Source organism: Pedobacter aquae (genome assembly GCF_008195825.1).
GTDB classification, from domain to species: domain Bacteria; phylum Bacteroidota; class Bacteroidia; order Sphingobacteriales; family Sphingobacteriaceae; genus Pseudopedobacter; species Pseudopedobacter aquae.
The window spans coordinates 1,679,267-1,695,493 of record NZ_CP043329.1 but is presented as its reverse complement, the minus strand read 5'-3'; the positions used below and the strand labels follow the sequence as shown (position 1 = coordinate 1,695,493).

The 16,227-nt window shown below is 33.7% G+C and carries 19 protein-coding genes; 11 read left to right on the top strand and 8 right to left on the bottom strand.

Annotation, left to right across the window (positions count from 1 at the left end; all coding sequences use genetic code 11):
* Both FYC62_RS07365 and FYC62_RS07360 read right to left on the bottom strand, forming a co-directional pair.
* A complete protein-coding gene (locus tag FYC62_RS07365; protein ID WP_149074490.1) occupies positions 1-459 on the bottom strand; it encodes a GNAT family N-acetyltransferase in 459 nt (152 codons plus the stop codon).
* Entirely contained in the window at positions 456-1,148 is a 693-nt protein-coding gene (locus FYC62_RS07360; protein ID WP_149074489.1) for a YggS family pyridoxal phosphate-dependent enzyme, read from the bottom strand. Before FYC62_RS07360 ends, FYC62_RS07365 begins: the two co-directional genes overlap by 4 nt.
* Before the next feature lie 39 nt (positions 1,149-1,187).
* Here FYC62_RS07360 and FYC62_RS07355 point away from each other — a divergent pair, with 39 nt between their 5' ends.
* The 3 genes from FYC62_RS07355 to FYC62_RS07345 all read left to right on the top strand — a co-directional run bounded on the left by FYC62_RS07355 (position 1,188) and on the right by FYC62_RS07345 (position 5,284).
* Entirely contained in the window at positions 1,188-1,727 is a 540-nt protein-coding gene (locus FYC62_RS07355) for a DUF4296 domain-containing protein (protein ID WP_168199407.1), read from the top strand.
* 27 nt (positions 1,728-1,754) lie between these two features.
* A complete protein-coding gene (locus FYC62_RS07350; RefSeq protein WP_149074487.1) occupies positions 1,755-4,121 on the top strand; it encodes an endonuclease MutS2 in 2,367 nt (788 codons plus the stop codon).
* 65 nt (positions 4,122-4,186) lie between these two features.
* Complete coding sequence (locus FYC62_RS07345) at positions 4,187-5,284, top strand: PQQ-dependent sugar dehydrogenase (RefSeq protein ID WP_149074486.1); 1,098 nt, start codon at positions 4,187-4,189, stop codon at positions 5,282-5,284.
* 25 nt (positions 5,285-5,309) lie between these two features.
* Here the strand turns inward: FYC62_RS07345 and queG are convergent, their stop codons facing one another.
* The 3 genes from queG to FYC62_RS07330 form a co-directional block, all read right to left on the bottom strand.
* Positions 5,310-6,245 carry a tRNA epoxyqueuosine(34) reductase QueG gene (gene queG / locus FYC62_RS07340; RefSeq protein WP_149074485.1) on the bottom strand — a complete coding sequence of 312 codons (936 nt, stop codon included), beginning with the start codon at positions 6,243-6,245 and terminating at the stop codon, positions 5,310-5,312.
* 105 nt (positions 6,246-6,350) lie between these two features.
* Positions 6,351-6,959, bottom strand: a complete 609-nt coding sequence (locus FYC62_RS07335) for a TIGR04282 family arsenosugar biosynthesis glycosyltransferase (protein WP_149074484.1) — start codon at positions 6,957-6,959, stop codon at positions 6,351-6,353.
* A gap of 71 nt (positions 6,960-7,030) precedes the next feature.
* Positions 7,031-8,401, bottom strand: a complete 1,371-nt coding sequence (locus FYC62_RS07330; RefSeq protein WP_149074483.1) for an NAD-dependent succinate-semialdehyde dehydrogenase — start codon at positions 8,399-8,401, stop codon at positions 7,031-7,033.
* Between the two features lie 57 nt (positions 8,402-8,458).
* Between FYC62_RS07330 and FYC62_RS07325 the strand changes: the two genes are divergently transcribed.
* Both FYC62_RS07325 and FYC62_RS07320 read left to right on the top strand, forming a co-directional pair.
* The gene (locus FYC62_RS07325; RefSeq protein WP_149074482.1) at positions 8,459-9,358 is read left to right on the top strand and encodes a YitT family protein; all 900 of its coding nucleotides are present in this window, start codon (positions 8,459-8,461) and stop codon (positions 9,356-9,358) included.
* 156 nt (positions 9,359-9,514) lie between these two features.
* Complete coding sequence (locus FYC62_RS07320) at positions 9,515-10,702, top strand: sensor histidine kinase (RefSeq protein WP_168199406.1); 1,188 nt, start codon at positions 9,515-9,517, stop codon at positions 10,700-10,702.
* Here FYC62_RS07320 and kdsB read toward each other — a convergent pair.
* Genes kdsB through trpS form a run of 3 tightly spaced genes read right to left on the bottom strand, consistent with a single transcriptional unit; the run spans position 10,680 to position 13,099 of the window.
* Entirely contained in the window at positions 10,680-11,432 is a 753-nt protein-coding gene (kdsB, locus tag FYC62_RS07315) for a 3-deoxy-manno-octulosonate cytidylyltransferase (RefSeq protein ID WP_149074480.1), read from the bottom strand. The two genes, FYC62_RS07320 and kdsB, sit on opposite strands and share 23 nt — an antisense overlap.
* Before the next feature lie 6 nt (positions 11,433-11,438).
* Positions 11,439-12,056, bottom strand: coding sequence for a deoxynucleoside kinase (locus FYC62_RS07310; RefSeq protein WP_039450668.1), 618 nt, complete (start codon positions 12,054-12,056; stop codon positions 11,439-11,441).
* Between the two features lie 47 nt (positions 12,057-12,103).
* Positions 12,104-13,099: a tryptophan--tRNA ligase gene (trpS, locus tag FYC62_RS07305; RefSeq protein ID WP_039450672.1), complete on the bottom strand. Its 996-nt coding sequence runs from the start codon at positions 13,097-13,099 to the stop codon at positions 12,104-12,106.
* A gap of 242 nt (positions 13,100-13,341) precedes the next feature.
* Here trpS and FYC62_RS07300 point away from each other — a divergent pair, with 242 nt between their 5' ends.
* From FYC62_RS07300 to FYC62_RS07275, 6 genes are all read left to right on the top strand, one after another.
* A complete protein-coding gene (locus tag FYC62_RS07300; RefSeq protein WP_240534853.1) occupies positions 13,342-13,887 on the top strand; it encodes a lysophospholipid acyltransferase family protein in 546 nt (181 codons plus the stop codon).
* A 9-nt stretch (positions 13,888-13,896) separates the two neighbouring features.
* Entirely contained in the window at positions 13,897-14,187 is a 291-nt protein-coding gene (gatC, locus tag FYC62_RS07295; RefSeq protein ID WP_149074478.1) for an Asp-tRNA(Asn)/Glu-tRNA(Gln) amidotransferase subunit GatC, read from the top strand.
* Between the two features lie 70 nt (positions 14,188-14,257).
* The gene (locus tag FYC62_RS07290) at positions 14,258-14,971 is read left to right on the top strand and encodes an ABC transporter ATP-binding protein (RefSeq protein ID WP_039450682.1); all 714 of its coding nucleotides are present in this window, start codon (positions 14,258-14,260) and stop codon (positions 14,969-14,971) included.
* Positions 14,972-15,041: 70 nt separating this feature from the next.
* A complete protein-coding gene (locus FYC62_RS07285) occupies positions 15,042-15,590 on the top strand; it encodes a cob(I)yrinic acid a,c-diamide adenosyltransferase (RefSeq protein ID WP_149074477.1) in 549 nt (182 codons plus the stop codon).
* Positions 15,591-15,663: 73 nt separating this feature from the next.
* Positions 15,664-15,885, top strand: a complete 222-nt coding sequence (locus FYC62_RS07280; RefSeq protein ID WP_002996718.1) for a DUF2795 domain-containing protein — start codon at positions 15,664-15,666, stop codon at positions 15,883-15,885.
* A 179-nt stretch (positions 15,886-16,064) separates the two neighbouring features.
* A complete protein-coding gene (locus FYC62_RS07275; RefSeq protein WP_149074476.1) occupies positions 16,065-16,214 on the top strand; it encodes a lmo0937 family membrane protein in 150 nt (49 codons plus the stop codon).
* Positions 16,215-16,227: the final 13 nt, after the last annotated feature.

Below are 16,227 nucleotides of genomic sequence, written 5' to 3'. Positions count from 1 at the left end.
TTAGAATTTTTGTATTTGTTGTGTAGATAAGGAAGCATTAAGCCAGCCACTTTCTACATAAGCCTCATATTTGTTGTAAAAATTCAAAGCAGGCTCGTTCCAATCTAATACTTGCCAAACCATACCTTTATAGCCTTTTTCTTGGGCTTCTTGTATGGTGCGCTCAAATAATAGTTTGCCAATTCCTTGGCCACGCATCTTTTCTGTCACAATAAAATCTTCCAAATATAAACGGCAGCCTTTCCAGGTAGAGTAGCGTATATAAAACAAAGCAAAGCCTTCTACTTTGCCTTCAATTTCTGCTACAAAAGCTTTCCAAACGGGCTTTTCTCCAAAACCGGCAGCTATAAATTCCTCTAAAGTAACACTAACCTCATCAGGTGCTTTTTCATAAAGGGCAAGTTCGTGAATCAATTCTAACATTCTTGGGCAATCTGCTTGGTAGGCCTCTCTTATCATTCTTCGTTTTTAAAATGCTTAATTACTCGTTTACCAAAAATATCACTCCCAATTCTTACCATAGTAGAGCCTTGTTCAATAGCTATTTTATAATCGGTAGACATCCCCATAGAAATTTCTTTAAAGTCTTCATCTTTTCTAAAATACGAAGCCTTTACGCCATCAAACAAAGTTTTAAGCTCGTAAAACTCTTCTTTTATTTGCTTCTCGTTATCAGAATTGGTTGCAATTCCCATTAAGCCAACAATTTTTATGTTTTGTAAGCTTGCAAATTCATCAGAACGTAATAAATCTATCACCTCATCAAAACCTAAACCATATTTAGTTTCCTCATCGGCAATGTAAACCTGTAATAAGCAATTGATAACTCGATTGTTTTTTGCCGCTTGTTTATTAATTTCTTGCAATAGTTTTAAGCTATCAACCGAGTGAATAAGATGTATAAAAGGTGCAATGTATTTTACTTTATTGCTTTGTAAATGGCCAATTAAATGCCATTCTATATCTTTTGGCAGGGCTTCATGTTTCTCTACCAATTCTTGTACATGGTTTTCTCCGAATAAACGTTGCCCAGCATCATAAGCTTCCATAATATCTTCAACCGGTTTAGTCTTAGATACAGCAATAAGTTTTACATCTTCTTGCTCTATCTCTTTTTTTAGTTTTAATAAATTATCTGTAATGCTCATTTATCCGTAATTTTATCGTTTTAAATGGTAAAAATACGAATGAAAAAATTGCTGGCTTTGTTTTGTGCACTTATTTTTTTTACAGCATGTAACAATGATGATAAGCCTGATAACTTGATAGAGAAAGATGAAATGGCTAATTTGTTGATAGATATGCATTTAAGCGATGCAGCTTTGGATGTAAAATTTAGTCAGGATTCTTTGTTAATCTTTGCTAAAGACCGTTACAACTATGTTTTTAAGAAGCATGAAATAGATTCTGCAAAGTTTAGCATCAGCTTAAAATATTACGGTAAAAATACCGACCAGATTAAAGAAATATATAAAGTAGTTGAAGATAGTTTGTTAAGAATGCAAGATAAAATCAATAAAGAGCAATTGAGAACTTTAAGATTGCCACTAAAATTTGTTGATAGCTTAAACCATACAATCATCAGTAGTAGCTTAATTTATAAGCTTAAAAAAGATTCTGTTGCCAAAATTGAGGATTTAAATAAGGGAATCATCCGTAAAGAGATTAAAGAAATAGAACGTCAAACACAAGATAGCCTTAGGGTTAGAAGAACGCCTATTAACTAGGTGTTTCAAGTTTAATTTGAGCAGTAGATGATTTATCCAGTAAATAGTTTAGACAAATTAGGTTTTGATGAGATAAAAGCAAACATCAGATCTTTTTGTATGAGTGATATGGGACGTGGAATGGTGGATAAAATCCAGTTCATGGCTAATTACGACCAGATTATTAAGTTCTTGAAGCAAACGCAGGAATTTAAAAATATCATTAAAAACGACCAGCCTTTACCTATCCAAAGTTTTTTTGATATCAAAAGACTTTCTGATAAAGCTAAAATAGAAGGGACTTTTTTAAGTGAGGAAGAGTTTTTTCAGATTTATAATTCTTTGTTAACCGTTTTTGCAGTTATCAAATATTTTGAAGAGCGTAATGGCTTGTATCCCAACTTAGAAGCACTTTTTGAGCATTTACCTATAGAAAAAAGCATCATTAAAAATATTGAAGCTATTATAGATGTAAAGGGTAAAATCAAGAATAACGCATCTAAAGAATTAGCTTATTTAACCGATGCTATAGCTAAAGCAGAACAAGATTCTCGTAAAAAAGTAGACCAAATTTATAAAAATGCCCAACAAAACAACTGGGTTGCAGATGGTAGCTTAACTGTTAGAGATGGCAGAATTTGTATCCCTATTTTAGCAGAAAATAAAAGGAAATTAAAAGGTTTTGTTCATGATGAATCTGCATCTGGGCAAACCGTTTACATAGAACCCGAAGAAGTTTTTAACCTCAATAACCTGATAAGGGATATGGAGTTTGAACGTAGAAGGGAAATCATCAAAATTTTAACCGACTTAACAGATAAAACTCGTCCTTACGTACCTATTTTATATTCTTATCATAATTTCTTAACTAAGCTAGATTTTGTAAGAGCAAAAGCGCTTTTCGCTATAGAAATAGATGCAGAAATGCCTGTTGTTTTAAAAGATACGAGGCTAAAATTGGTAAATGCTCGTCACCCTTTGTTGGTTATAGGGGCAAAGTTAAACGGGAAAGCAGTTGTGCCACTAAATATGCATTTAGATGAAAAAACCAGGATTCTACTGGTTTCTGGTCCTAATGCTGGCGGTAAATCTGTAGCCATGAAAACTGTTGGTTTACTGCAAATTATGGTTCAAGCAGGTTTATTAGTTCCGGTGGCTGAAGAATCAGAATTCGGTATATTTAAACAGCTTTTTGCTGATATCGGAGACGATCAATCTATAGAGAGTGATTTAAGTACTTATAGCGCCCATCTATCAAAAATGAAATACTTTACGGAGTTTTCTAATGCTAAAACTTTGGTTTTGATAGATGAATTTGGTACCGGTACTGATCCTCAATTTGGTGGGCCCATTGCTGAGGCTGTTTTAGAAATCATCAATAAGAAAAACGCTTACGGAGTAATTACCACACACTACTCTAATCTTAAAATATTTGCTAACCATACCACTGGGATTGAAAATGCATCCATGATTTTTGATAATATCCATCTGCAACCGCTTTACATGTTAGAGATGGGTAAACCCGGTAGTTCTTATGCCTTTGAAATTGCGCAAAAGATAGGTTTATCTAAGCAGTTGCTAGATTTAGCGAAAAGCAAAATAAGTGTTCAGCAAAGAAAAGTAGATACTTTATTGATTGATTTAGAACGCGATAAAAAAGAAGTTTTAGAAAAAAAGATTGAGATAGATAAGCTTCAAAGAAAGGCAAAATCATTACTAGATGAGAATGAGAAGCTAAAAGCTTTTTATGATGAGAATAAGAAAAACCTCATAAAAGAAGCTAAACTTGAAGCGCAACAAATTATTAAAAATGCTAATAAGCTGGTAGAAAATACCATTGCCCAAATTAAAGAGCATAAAGCCGATAAGGAGAAGACTCAGGAATTAAGAAGTCAGCTTCATACCGAGCTTAAAAAGAACGAAATAAAGGCAGAAAAAGCAAAGCCAGCAACCGCAGAAACTACAGAGATTAAAGAAGGCGATTGGATTAAGCTAACAGATTCTGGTAATGTAGCTCAAGTTTTAGAAGTAAATAAGGACAATTTGATTATCGCTTTTGGCGAGTTAAGGTCTGTGGTGAAAAAGAACAGAGCTGTTAAAGTTGCTAATAGCGAAGTTCCTAAAGATATACGCAAACTTAGCAGAGTAACCCATACACAGTCTGCCGCAGATTTTGTAAGTGAAATAGATGTAAGAGGTAAAAGAGGTGATGATGCGCTCTACGAAATAGAAAAATATCTGGATAAAGCCATTATGTTTAACATGAATTCTTTTAAAGTAATACATGGTAAAGGCGATGGTATTTTAAGGAAACTGATAAGAAACTACCTAAAAAAATATAGTGAAGTAAGCAGAATGGAAGACGAACATGCCGATAGGGGCGGGGATGGGATTACTTATGTATATCTAAAATAGCTTGATAATCAAGGTGTAAAAACTATTTCTTGCAGATAAACGTTTATATTTCAAAATCACCTATTATGAAATATAGTTTATTAAGTTTTGCAATATTCTTTTTCTTTATAAGCTGTAAAAAGAAAGGACAACAAGAGGAAACACCTTTAGCTGATGCAGAATTTGCCACAACAGAAATGGCAGTAGGACTTTCTCATCCTTGGGAAATTGTTTATGGTCCTGATAATCATATTTGGTTTACAGAGCGAAGTGGTAAAATTAGCAGACTAGAAATAGCAACTAAACAAGTAAAACCTTTATTTGCCGTTCCGGATGTTGATGCGAGAGGAGAAGGCGGACTATTAGGAATGGCCTTACACCCTAATTTTGCTGCCGAGCCCTATGTTTATGTGGTTTACAATTATAACAGACTAGGTGTTTACACAGAAAAAGTAGTGAGATATACCTACAATAATCAAACCCTAAGTAGTCCTTTAGTTCTGTTAGATAATATCCCGGCCGCTAATATTCATAATGGAAGTAGATTGCTTATTTCGTCTGATTTAAAGCTTTTTATCACAACCGGAGACGCTAATAATACCGCATTGGCACAAAATAAAAATTCTTTAGCTGGTAAGGTTTTAAGAATTAACCTAAATGGTAGCATACCTACTGATAATCCTACGCCTAATAGTGCTATTTGGTCTTTCGGACATCGTAATGCGCAAGGCTTGGTGATGGTGAATGGTAAATTATATGCATCAGAACATGGTCCTAGTACCGATGATGAGATAAATTTGATAGAGAAAGATCGTAATTATGGTTGGCCAAATGTAGTAGGTGCTTGTGATAATAGTACTGAAAATGCCTTCTGTACAGCTAATAATGTTGCTGCGCCTTTACAAAGTTGGACACCAACCATAGCTACCGCCGGATTAACTTATTACAACCATAGCAGCATACCACAATGGAAAAACTCTTTGCTATTGGTTACTTTAAAAGCGAGTAAATTGGTGCAGTTAAAGCTAAATGATGCAGGTACAGCTATAATAGCTAGTCAAGATTATTTTGGAACGCAATACGGAAGAAAGAGAGCTATTTGTGTGGCACCAGATGGTAAGGTTTACTTTTCTACCAGTAATGGTACAAATGATAAAATCATAGAAATCAGTAGGTCTAACTAATCTATTTAAATTATAAGTTTAAATTTTAATAGGGTTTCAAAAAACTGATGTTACGTTGTAAGCCAGCTAATTTTGTTCGCTTTACAGCTGATTTTTTAAAGAGTTTTGAAAAAACATCATCGGTAATTTCTTCCCAATCTTTTTTGTTTAGATGTAGCAAATCTGGATGAGGGTTAAACTGTTCTTCTGGATGAGGTGTAGAAAACCTATTCCAAGGGCAAACATCTTGGCAAACATCACAACCAAACATCCAATTATCCATTTTACCCTTAAATTCATTTGGTATTTGCTCTTTTAGCTCTATGGTTAAGTAAGAAATACATTTACTACCATCAACCACGTAAGGTTTAATAATAGCTTCTGTGGGGCATGCATCAATACATTTGGTGCAAGTGCCACAATGGTCGGTTTGGAATGGGTGATCATAAGCTAGTTCCAAATCAATAATTAGCTCCGCGAGAAAGAAAAAAGATCCTGTTTTCTTATTCAAAAGGTTGCTGTTTTTGCCAATCCAACCTATGCCCGCTTTTTTTGCCCAGGTTTTGTCTAAAACAGGTGCAGAATCAACAAAAGCTCTACCGGCTACCTCACCTATATTTTCCGAAATAAATTGCTGTAAAGCTTTTAACTTATCTTTTATCACAAAGTGATAATCGGTACCATAAGCATATTTAGATATTTTAGGCGCTTCAGCAGCTGTTTGTTGTTGAGGACTATAATAGTTTAAAGCAACAGAAATGACAGATTTTGCACCATCAACCAATAACCTTGGGTCTAATCTCTTATCAAAATGGTTCTCCATATAAGACATCTTTCCATGTCTTCCTTCTTTTAACCATTGCTCTAGTTTAGGTGCTTCTTCTGCGAGGAAATCAGCTTTAGCTATGCCACAAAACATAAAGCCTAAGCGCTCTGCTTCTGCCTTTATCATGTTAGCATATGCTTGCTGTTTGTCCTTCATATTGCAAAGATAACTTAAAGATTTTAGATATAATTCTCAGAATATGGGCTCATCCGAGTGTTTCTTAATGGTTAAATTATATTGTTAATCAGATGTTTATGTTTTTTACTTAATAATTTGCTTTAGATAAGGGTTAAGGTCTTCAACAGTATCAATATCTGATAAGGTTTCTAATAAGTGATAAGATAAATGGGCTGCTTTACACTTCTGTATCGTACTATTCAATACATGTTCGGTACTCCATTCAATTTCGGTAAAAAGTTGTTTATTCATTTTGCTTAGGCCAATTAAATAATAGCCACCATCTTTTGCTGGTCCAAGTACAACATCGTGGTTTTGAAGCGCTTTGAAGGCTTCTTCAATAATGTCTCTACTTAATTCATAACAGTCGGATCCTATAATAACAACATGTTCAAATCCTTTAGCAAAAGTATCTTCGAAGGCTTGAGCCATTCTTCCGCCTAAATCACTTTCTGTCTGATAGGCATGGGTATAATTTCCTTCCTTCCAGTTTAATTTTTTCTCTGACACCTTGTCATAATATAAGAACTTAATTAAATTTAAGTTTTTAGTAATCAGATTAGTGTGATTTAATAATTCAATATATACTTTAAGTGCTTGTTCATTTCCAATGCTTGCTGCCAATCTGGTTTTTGCTCGGCCTAATTCTGGATATTTGAGGAATATAAGGAGTGCTTCTTTGCTTTCTTGCATGCTTTAAATTATTGATTTAGTATCAGCTCTATTAGAAATATTTACGATGAGGTATGTCTTTTTGGTTTTACTCAGTCCTGAATATAGACAGTTTTAATATTCAAAAACTCTCTCATCCCAATTAAGCTTAACTCTCTACCATAGCCAGATTGATTAATGCCGCCAAAAGGCAGTCTAGGGTCAGATTTTACTAAACTGTTTACAAAGCAAGAACCTGCTTGCAGTTTTTCTTTGGCTATTAATTCTCCCTTAGCTAAGTCTTTAGTGAAAATTGCTCCTCCCAATCCAAAAACAGTATCATTAGCAATCTTAATAGCATCGTCTTCATTTTTAGCTGATATGATGGCGGCAACAGGCCCAAATAACTCATCTTCATAAGCAGGCATTCCTTTTTTTACTTGGGTTAATACCGTTGGCGGATAAAAGGCTCCTTTGCCTTCAGGAATAAAGCCTCCTAAAACACATTTAGCACCTTTCTTGATACTTGCAATTACTTGCTGATGGAGTTCATCCCTAAGGTCTGTTCTTGCCATTGGGCCTAAGTCTATGCCCGGCTCCGTTGGGTTTCCGTAAGTTTTAGCTTTTATTTTAGCAACAAAAAGTTTAGTAAAAGCTTTTTCTATAGTTTTTACCACAATAAAACGTTTAGCGGCAATACAGCTTTGTCCGTTATTAATTAAACGAGAATTTACACATATTTCGGCAGCTTGCTCTAAGTCTGCATCTTCAAGAATAATATAGGCGTCGCTACCACCAAGTTCTAAAACTGTTTTCTTAAGTAATTCGCCCGCTTTTTTAGCCACTTGTATGCCTGCTTGGGTGCTTCCCGTTAAAGTAATAGCTTTCACTAAAGGATTTTCTATCACTACAGCTAAATTTTTGCTTTCACACAGTAAAACCTGAAATATATCTTCTGGAAAACCAGCATCATAAACCAACTTTTCTATAGCTAAAGCACAAGCACTTACGTTTGATGCATGTTTTAATAACCCAGCATTGCCAGCCATTAATGCAGGGGCGAGGAATCTAAAAACTTGCCAATAAGGGAAATTCCATGGCATAATGGCTAAAACAATTCCTAGCGGTTGGTAACTGATAAAGCTTTTTTTAGCATCAGTATCAATAATTTCATCTTTAAGAAAAGCTGCAGCATGTTTAGCATAATACTGACAAACGGCAGCACATTTCTTTACTTCTGCAAGGCCGTCCTGTAAAGGTTTTCCCATTTCTTCTGTAACAATTTTTGCTAAATGCTCTTGCTGAAGAAGAAGTTGTTGAGCTAAATTCTCCATCCAAACGGCCCTTTGCGCTAAAGTACTTTGCTGGTAGCTTATCCAAGCTTTGTGTGTTTTTTGAACTTTGTTGGTTAGCTGACTTTGGCTATGTTGCTTGTAAGTGGCAATCTGTTTTCCGTTGTAAGGGTTGATGCTTTTTAAATTCATATCTATTTTAAGAAAAATATCAGCTTTTTACACAAAATTCGCTATTTTGAAGCACTTATGAGAGTAAAAAAGAAAGTTAAATACGCATACCAAAAATTAGACCCTAAGGTATTCATAAAAGAGAGTTTATTTATCATTTTAGGAATATCTTCAGCAGCATTTGGTTTAAAAAGTTTTTTACTTCCTAACCATTTCTTAGATGGAGGTGCTATGGGGATTTCCTTAATGCTGAATATCTTAGGAGGAATTCCACTTTCTATTTGGGTGGTATTGGTTAATATTCCTTTCGTATTATTAGGCTCTAAGCAAATATCTAGGGCTTTTGCTATTAAAACCATTATAGCTATAACCGGACTTGCCGTTATGCTAAGCTTTAACTTTTACCCCATTATAACCACAGATAAGTTATTGATTTCTGTTTTCGGAGGTTTCTTTTTAGGTGCTGGTATAGGCCTAACCATCAGAGGCGGAGCGGTGATAGATGGTACCGAGGTATTAGCGCTTTATTTAAGTAGAAAAGTTAGCTTAAGTGTTGGAGATATTATTCTGGTTTTTAACATCTTTATTTTTGGTTTTGCAGCATTTTTAATCAATATGGAAACTGCTTTATATGCTATTTTAACTTATTTGGCGGCATCAAAAATGGTCGATTTTATCATTCATGGTATTGAGGAATATATCGGTGTTACTATTATATCAGCCGAAAGTGAAGAAATAAGACAAGCTGTCATTAAAATTATGGGAAGGGCTGTAACCATTTATAAAGGTGAACGTGGTTATGTTAAAAATGTACCTCTAGAAGAAAGAGGCTTAGATATTGTATTTACAGTAGTTACCAGATTAGAGGTTACTCGCTTAAAGAACTTGGTTAAAAGTATAGATAAACAAGCCTTTATTGTGATGCATACAGTAGATGATACCTATGGAGGCATGGTTAAGCCAAGGCCTTTGCATTAAAGTCTAATAAAAATCAAGGTTTTATGGATTAAAGTGTGTAGATTTAATACTTAAATTACACTCTCAATAATGAACTATTTTTCTCTGAGCACTATCAAATCAGAGAGGAATGACATATTTTACTCATTTTTATCCACGCTGAATAAATCTATTCATGTGGATGAGATAGAGGAAATACTAAATTCCTTTATTTTCTCCCTTTTAAAAGTCTCTGCAATTAAATTCAGTTTTAATTATAAAGGTAAATACTGGACTTCCCATCAGGTTAGAGATATAGATGCTTCCTCTTTAAGCTTTGAAGATAAACGAGCTGAACATAAAATTTTTGTAGGCGGTAAATATATCTATTGCAGAAATAAGGCTGATATGCTGAGATTTAACATTCCCTTTTTCGGTATTGATAATTTAGAGAGCCCTTTTAAAGCAATACTAGCTTTGCCATTATCTGGTTTTAAAGATGTACAAATGGTGATTACGGTAGGGTACATCCATGAATATCCAGAATTAGATGAAGATTTTAATTTCCTAAAGCTTATAGCAGATACTTTATGTAATAAGCTACATCAGCTTTTTTTGGTAGAGAGTTTAGAGAACCAGCATCAACAAATGAGTATGCAAAATGCTCAGATAAAGGTGTTAAAAGAAGAGTTAGAAAGTAGGATAGAGCAGAGAACAGAAGATTTAAATAACATCAATAAAGAGCTAAAAACTCTTTTTTACCATACATCACATGATTTTAGAGCTCCATTAACCAACATACATGGCGTGGTTAATTTATTGAAAGAAACTCAAGATGGTAACCAGATGCTAGATTTGCTTGGCTACATAGAACTTTCTGTAAAAGGGTTATATAAGATGTTATATAAGCTGAATGCTTTATCTTCATTAGAAATCCATGAAAATGAAGAAATTGACCTTCCAAATTTTATAACCAGCCTAAGAGAGCAATTAGAAGAAGCCACCAAAGTTAAAAAAGTAAACCTACAGCTGATAGATAGCATACAAAAGCCAGTAATTTTCAGTAAGTTTTTGCTAAGCATCATGATGGAAAATCTCATTGAGAATAGTATTAAATATTCTCACCAGGAGGTAAATATAAAGGCAAAATTATCTTTATCCAGTCAACATTTAACTATCATTGTTGAAGATGATGGCGAAGGAATTTCAGACCAAATAAAAGACCATATTTTTACGATGTATTATCGCGGAAACGTAAAATCAGAAGGTAATGGATTAGGATTATATCTCATTAAAAAGATAATCGAGTATAAAAAGGGAAGTATTGGTTTTGAAAATTTAAATCCGGGTACGCAATTTAAAATTACGATACCTTATCATTCTTAATGGCATTTAATACTTTATTTACATCTGAAGGAGTGTCAATAGCCAAAGTATCGGTATGAGTAATAGCTACTTTAATATTAAAACCATTTTCTATCCATCTTAGTTGCTCTAAGCCTTCGGCTTTTTCTAAGTTGCCCGTCTCTAATTGTGAAATGATACTTAAAGTAGGGGTTTTATAGCCATAAATACCTATATGCTTATAAAAAGTATGTTTTTCTAGCCATTGGCTTGGCTCTACATCTCTTAAATAAGGTAAGGTTTGTCTGCTAAAATATATAGCTTCTCTTTTGTTATTTAATAAAACCTTTGGGGTGTTAAAATTATAAAGCTCTTCGTAAGTTTCAATTTTCTTAACTAGTGTTGCAATTTGGGTAGAAATATCATTAAAGCAACCTGCAACCAAATTAATTTGATTAGGGTCTATCAAAGGTTCATCGCCTTGTATGTTAATAACAGCATCAAAACCACTTACTTTTTGGGCTACTTCTGCGCATCTATCTGTTCCGCTTACATGGTTATCAGCAGTCATGATAACATTACCACCAAATTGTTTTACAGCTTGAAATATTTTGGTGTCATCTGTAGCCACAATAACATCAGCCAAAGAAGTTGCCTGTTGCGTTTGCTCATAAACCCTTTGTATCATAGATTTTCCTTCTAAATCTATCAAAGGTTTACCCGGAAAACGGGTAGAAGCAAATCTTGCAGGAATAACACCTAATATTTTCATCAAAAATTATTTAAATAAACCGTTTATTTCTCTTTCTATACTTTCTATCACGATACTTAAATCATCTGGTTTATTAGCAAAATCTAATTTGTCTTTGTCTAAAATCAACAATTTACCAGATTTGTAGCTTTTAATCCATTTATCGTATTTTTCGTTTAGCTTTTGTAAATAATCTAAACGTATACTTGCCTCGTATTCGCGTCCTCTTCTTTGTATATTTTCTACCAAAGTAGGTACAGATGCTTTTAAATAGATTAACAAATCTGGCGGTTTAATATAAGCCGTAATATTATCAAATATAGATTGATAATTTTCGTAATCTCTGCTGGTCATTAAGCCCATTTCATGAAGATTTTCAGCAAAAATATAAGCATCCTCATAAATGGTACGGTCTTGAATAATACTTTGATTACTCCTTTGTATATCTCTAATCTGTTGAAATCTACTGTTTAAAAAGTAAATCTGTAAGTTAAAGCTCCATCTTTTCATATCGCTGTAAAAATCCTCTAAATACGGATTGTTATCAACAGCTTCAAACATGGCTTCCCAATTATAATTTTTGGCTAATAATTCGGTAAGGGTGGTTTTCCCGGCTCCTATATTACCAACAACGGCTATATGCATAATGGTTAATTATTCTGAAAAAAATGCTCAATTTTTCTAAATTAAAATTAAAATGGTCTGAAACCAATTATTTCTCTTACTTCTTTTATTGTTTTTGATGCGCTTTCTCTTGCTTTCTCTGCGCCAAGTTTAGCAACTTTATGTAAAAGGCTTGTATTTTGGGCTATATCCTCAATTTTTGATCTGATATCTGCCGTTGCTAATATCATATCTTCAGCAATTTGCTTTTTAAAATCACCATATCTAATAGCGCAAGTATTATAAGCATTTTCAAAATGCTGATAAGTGTCTTCCGTAGATACTACTTTCATCAAATCAAAAAGATTTTGTATTTCTTGAGGCTTTTCTTGGTTGTCTACTGTTGGGCCACCATCAGTAACAGCTTTCATTACTTTCTTTTTGATGATTTCTGGACTGTCTGATAAATAAACAGCGTTCATTTCGCCTTCAGATTTTCCCATTTTACCTTTTCCATCTAGTCCAGGTATTTTTATCAACTGCTCAGAAAAATTAAAAGCATATGGCTCTTTAAAGTATGCTGTTTGGTATAAGTTGTTGAAACGGTTACCAAAGGTACGGGCCATTTCTAAATGTTGCTCTTGGTCTTTTCCTACAGGTACTTTGGTAGCATGGTGTAAAATAATATCAGCAGCCATTAAAACCGGATAGGTTAATAAGCCAGCATTTACATTATTAGGTTGCGAACGTATTTTGTCTTTAAAAGAGGTGCTTCTTTCTAACTCGCCTAAATAAGCGTTCATATTTAAGTAGAGATAAAGTTCTGTTACCTCAGGTACGTCAGACTGTACATATAACGTACATTTTTCTGGGTCTAATCCTGCTGCCAGATATTCTACCAATACATGTTTTACATTACCATGTAGGTTTTCCGGAGTTGGATGCGTGGTTAAAGAATGATAATCGGCAATAAAAAAGAAACAATTATATTGCTCCTGCATTTTAATGAAATTTTTTACAGCACCATAATAATTTCCCAGATGTAATTTTCCTGTGGATCTTATTCCACTAACAACAGTTTCCATATAGGCAACGAAAGTACAGAAAATTTCTATTTTTGAAATTGATGAAACAAATTTTGAAACAGCTGCATCGCTATTTTTACCATTTAATGGTGGTGCTGTTTTATTTTCTTTTGTATCCCTTGCTTTATAGGTATTCAAGAAATCAGCGTAGCTACCCCAAACTCAATAAAATAAGACAGTGGAATGCACAATTAGCCTGTTTTTTTTCTGGTATCAGGTATGAATATCAATTTAAAGTAAAAATGGATTGGAGTAAAACTTATATCGTTTGTGCCAACCATTCTTCTAATCTAGATATTTTAGCAGCTACCATGCTCATGAAAAATAATTTTTTCTTTATGGGAAAGGATGAGTTACTTAAAAATCCTTTAACGGCTCTTTATTTTAAAACTATTGATGTACCTGTAAATAGGGAAAGTAAAATATCATCCTATAAGGCTTTTAAAAAAGCCGAAGAACGATTGAAAGAAGGAATATCTTTAATCATTTTCCCGGAAGGTAAAATTGGAGACGAGTATCCACCACTTTTACATCCGTTCAAAAATGGTCCTTTTAAATTAGCTCTTAGTTTAGGGATTCCTATTCTGCCCGTAAGTATTGTAAACAATTGGGAGATACTTTGGGATGATGGTAAACGCTTTGGCTCTAAACCCGGAAAATGTGAAGTAATTGTTCATGAGCCGGTAGATACAGCATCCTTAGCAGAAAAAGATGAAGAAAATCTTAAAAATAATGTTTTTGAAATCGTACATTCGGCATTAAATTACAAGAAATACAAAGATTTTTAGCTTATTCTCATGAAAATTGATAGAGAAACAGTAGATAAAATAGCTCATTTAGCTCGTTTAGTATTAACAGAGGAGGAAAAAAATAGGTCTATTGAAGAACTAAGTGAGATTCTTAGTTTTATGGAGAAACTAGGTGAATTAGACACCACAGGTGTAGAGCCGCTTATTTATATGAATGAGCGTGTTAATGTTTTAAGACCAGACCAAGTAGTACAAGAAATAAGTAGAGAAGAAGCTTTAAGTAACGCACCACTCAAAAACGAAGAGTACTTTAAAGTTTCTAAAGTTATAGAAAAATAAAGCCGGAAAAACCGGCTTTTTTTGTGTAACAAAAGTTTCTAAAATTTGTCTTATAGGAAATACAAACAATATGCAGCCATTAATTACCATTACAGATATAGGAAGAAAATACGTTATAGGTTCAGAAACTATACATGCTATAAAATCTGTAACATTAACCATTAATAAAGGAGAGTTTGTTGCCTTAATGGGACCTTCTGGTTCTGGTAAATCTACTTTAATGAATATTTTAGGTTGCTTAGACACACCTACAAAAGGAGAGTATATCTTAAACGGAATTAATGTAAGCCAAATGACAGATAGCGAGCTTGCCGAAGTAAGAAATAAAGAAATAGGTTTTGTATTTCAAACTTTTAATCTTTTACCTCGTTCGTCTGCACAAGATAATGTAGCTTTACCATTGGTTTATGCAGGTGTTTCTAAAAAAGAAAGAGATGATAGAGCAACTGTTGCCTTAACCAATGTTGGCTTAGCTAATAGATTACATCATAAACCAAATGAGCTTTCTGGAGGGCAAAGACAGCGTGTGGCTGTTGCCAGAGCTTTAATTAATAATCCTTCCATTATTTTAGCCGATGAGCCTACCGGTAATTTAGATACTAAAACATCTATAGAAATTATGGGCTTGATAGAAGAGATACATGCAAAAGGCAATACCATTATTCTGGTTACTCATGAGGAGGATATCGCACAACACGCACACCGTATAGTAAGAATGAGGGATGGTTTGGTTGAAGATGATTACCAGAACAAAGATGTGAAGACGGTAGCAGAGAAAGTTTAAGTTTATTTTTAATAATATGTTCATTTTTCTAAACAAAAAAAGCTTTATTTAGTTAAGAGAAACAATGAGCATGAAAATATACACAAAAACCGGTGATACGGGTTATACTTCTTTAATAGGCGGAACTAGAGTTCCTAAGCACCATATCAGGATAGAGTCTTACGGAACTGTTGATGAGCTAAATTCTTATATAGGCTTAATAAGCGACCAAGACATTGCTATAGAAGACAAAGCTACCCTAAAAGAAATTCAAGATAGATTATTTACCATTGGCTCTTCGTTGGCTTCTGATCCAGAAAAATCTAAAATGAAGATTCCGGATTTGCATGAAGAAGATATTACGCTTTTAGAAAGTGAAATAGATAAAATGAATGAAAGTTTAGAGCCTTTAAAACATTTTATTTTACCCGGTGGCCTAACAGCTTCTTCTTATTGCCATTTGGCCAGATGCGTTTGCAGAAGGGCAGAACGTAACGTTGTACATTTGGCAGAAGAAAGTTTTGTTGACGATAAAATAACCATATATTTAAATCGTTTGTCTGATTACTTGTTCACTTTAGCAAGGAAAGTAAATGCGGATAATAGCATTACAGAAAACAAGTGGATTCCACGAGTTTAAGAATGTTGAAAACTTTTTTAGGAACTATAAATTATTAATATACTTTTGCGATTAAATTAAAATTCTAAGAAATATGTATTGGACATTAGAATTAGCTTCTCATTTAGAAGATGCTCCGTGGCCAGCCACTAAAGACGAATTAATAGATTACGCTATCCGCTCAGGAGCTCCTGTAGAAGTTATAGAAAATCTACAAGCCCTAGAAGATGATGGCGAGCCCTATGAAAACATTGAAGAGATTTGGCCGGATTATCCCACAAAAGATGACTTCTTCTTTAACGAAGATGAATACTAAAAGAAGCCCGATGGTAATCGGGCTTTTTTTGTATATAAAATGATACGATTTTATTTTCCACTTATCTGTTAAACTTAAATTTTAACTGCTATTTAAGAAATTTTGGTTTTTGGTCTGGTTTTGGTTTAGTGAGATGTATATAATTATCAAAACATTTTTACACTATAAAAAACAAGAACATGGGAAATTTACTTTATTTAATCGCAGTTATATTGGTTATAATCTGGATTTTTGGAGCATTTGTATCACCTTTTGGTGGAGGATTAATTCATATCTTATTGGTAATTGCAGTTATAGCTATTCTTCTAAGGATTATAAGAGGCGCTTGATAAAAATAGTATA

What these genes read in the sequence shown, in the direction of transcription:
- FYC62_RS07365 (WP_149074490.1), bottom strand. Translation starts at nt 459, where the DNA reads ATGATAAGAGAGGCCTACCAAGCAGATTGCCCAAGAATGTTAGAATTG.
- FYC62_RS07360 (WP_149074489.1), bottom strand. Translation starts at nt 1,148, where the DNA reads ATGAGCATTACAGATAATTTATTAAAACTAAAAAAAGAGATAGAGCAA.
- FYC62_RS07355 (WP_168199407.1), top strand. Translation starts at nt 1,188, where the DNA reads ATGAAAAAATTGCTGGCTTTGTTTTGTGCACTTATTTTTTTTACAGCA.
- FYC62_RS07350 (WP_149074487.1), top strand. Translation starts at nt 1,755, where the DNA reads ATGATTTATCCAGTAAATAGTTTAGACAAATTAGGTTTTGATGAGATA.
- FYC62_RS07345 (WP_149074486.1), top strand. Translation starts at nt 4,187, where the DNA reads ATGAAATATAGTTTATTAAGTTTTGCAATATTCTTTTTCTTTATAAGC.
- queG (WP_149074485.1), bottom strand. Translation starts at nt 6,245, where the DNA reads ATGAAGGACAAACAGCAAGCATATGCTAACATGATAAAGGCAGAAGCA.
- FYC62_RS07335 (WP_149074484.1), bottom strand. Translation starts at nt 6,959, where the DNA reads ATGCAAGAAAGCAAAGAAGCACTCCTTATATTCCTCAAATATCCAGAA.
- FYC62_RS07330 (WP_149074483.1), bottom strand. Translation starts at nt 8,401, where the DNA reads ATGAATTTAAAAAGCATCAACCCTTACAACGGAAAACAGATTGCCACT.
- FYC62_RS07325 (WP_149074482.1), top strand. Translation starts at nt 8,459, where the DNA reads ATGAGAGTAAAAAAGAAAGTTAAATACGCATACCAAAAATTAGACCCT.
- kdsB (WP_149074480.1), bottom strand. Translation starts at nt 11,432, where the DNA reads ATGAAAATATTAGGTGTTATTCCTGCAAGATTTGCTTCTACCCGTTTT.
- FYC62_RS07310 (WP_039450668.1), bottom strand. Translation starts at nt 12,056, where the DNA reads ATGCATATAGCCGTTGTTGGTAATATAGGAGCCGGGAAAACCACCCTT.
- trpS (WP_039450672.1), bottom strand. Translation starts at nt 13,099, where the DNA reads ATGGAAACTGTTGTTAGTGGAATAAGATCCACAGGAAAATTACATCTG.
- FYC62_RS07300 (WP_240534853.1), top strand. Translation starts at nt 13,342, where the DNA reads ATGGATTGGAGTAAAACTTATATCGTTTGTGCCAACCATTCTTCTAAT.
- gatC (WP_149074478.1), top strand. Translation starts at nt 13,897, where the DNA reads ATGAAAATTGATAGAGAAACAGTAGATAAAATAGCTCATTTAGCTCGT.
- FYC62_RS07290 (WP_039450682.1), top strand. Translation starts at nt 14,258, where the DNA reads ATGCAGCCATTAATTACCATTACAGATATAGGAAGAAAATACGTTATA.
- FYC62_RS07285 (WP_149074477.1), top strand. Translation starts at nt 15,042, where the DNA reads ATGAAAATATACACAAAAACCGGTGATACGGGTTATACTTCTTTAATA.
- FYC62_RS07280 (WP_002996718.1), top strand. Translation starts at nt 15,664, where the DNA reads ATGTATTGGACATTAGAATTAGCTTCTCATTTAGAAGATGCTCCGTGG.
- FYC62_RS07275 (WP_149074476.1), top strand. Translation starts at nt 16,065, where the DNA reads ATGGGAAATTTACTTTATTTAATCGCAGTTATATTGGTTATAATCTGG.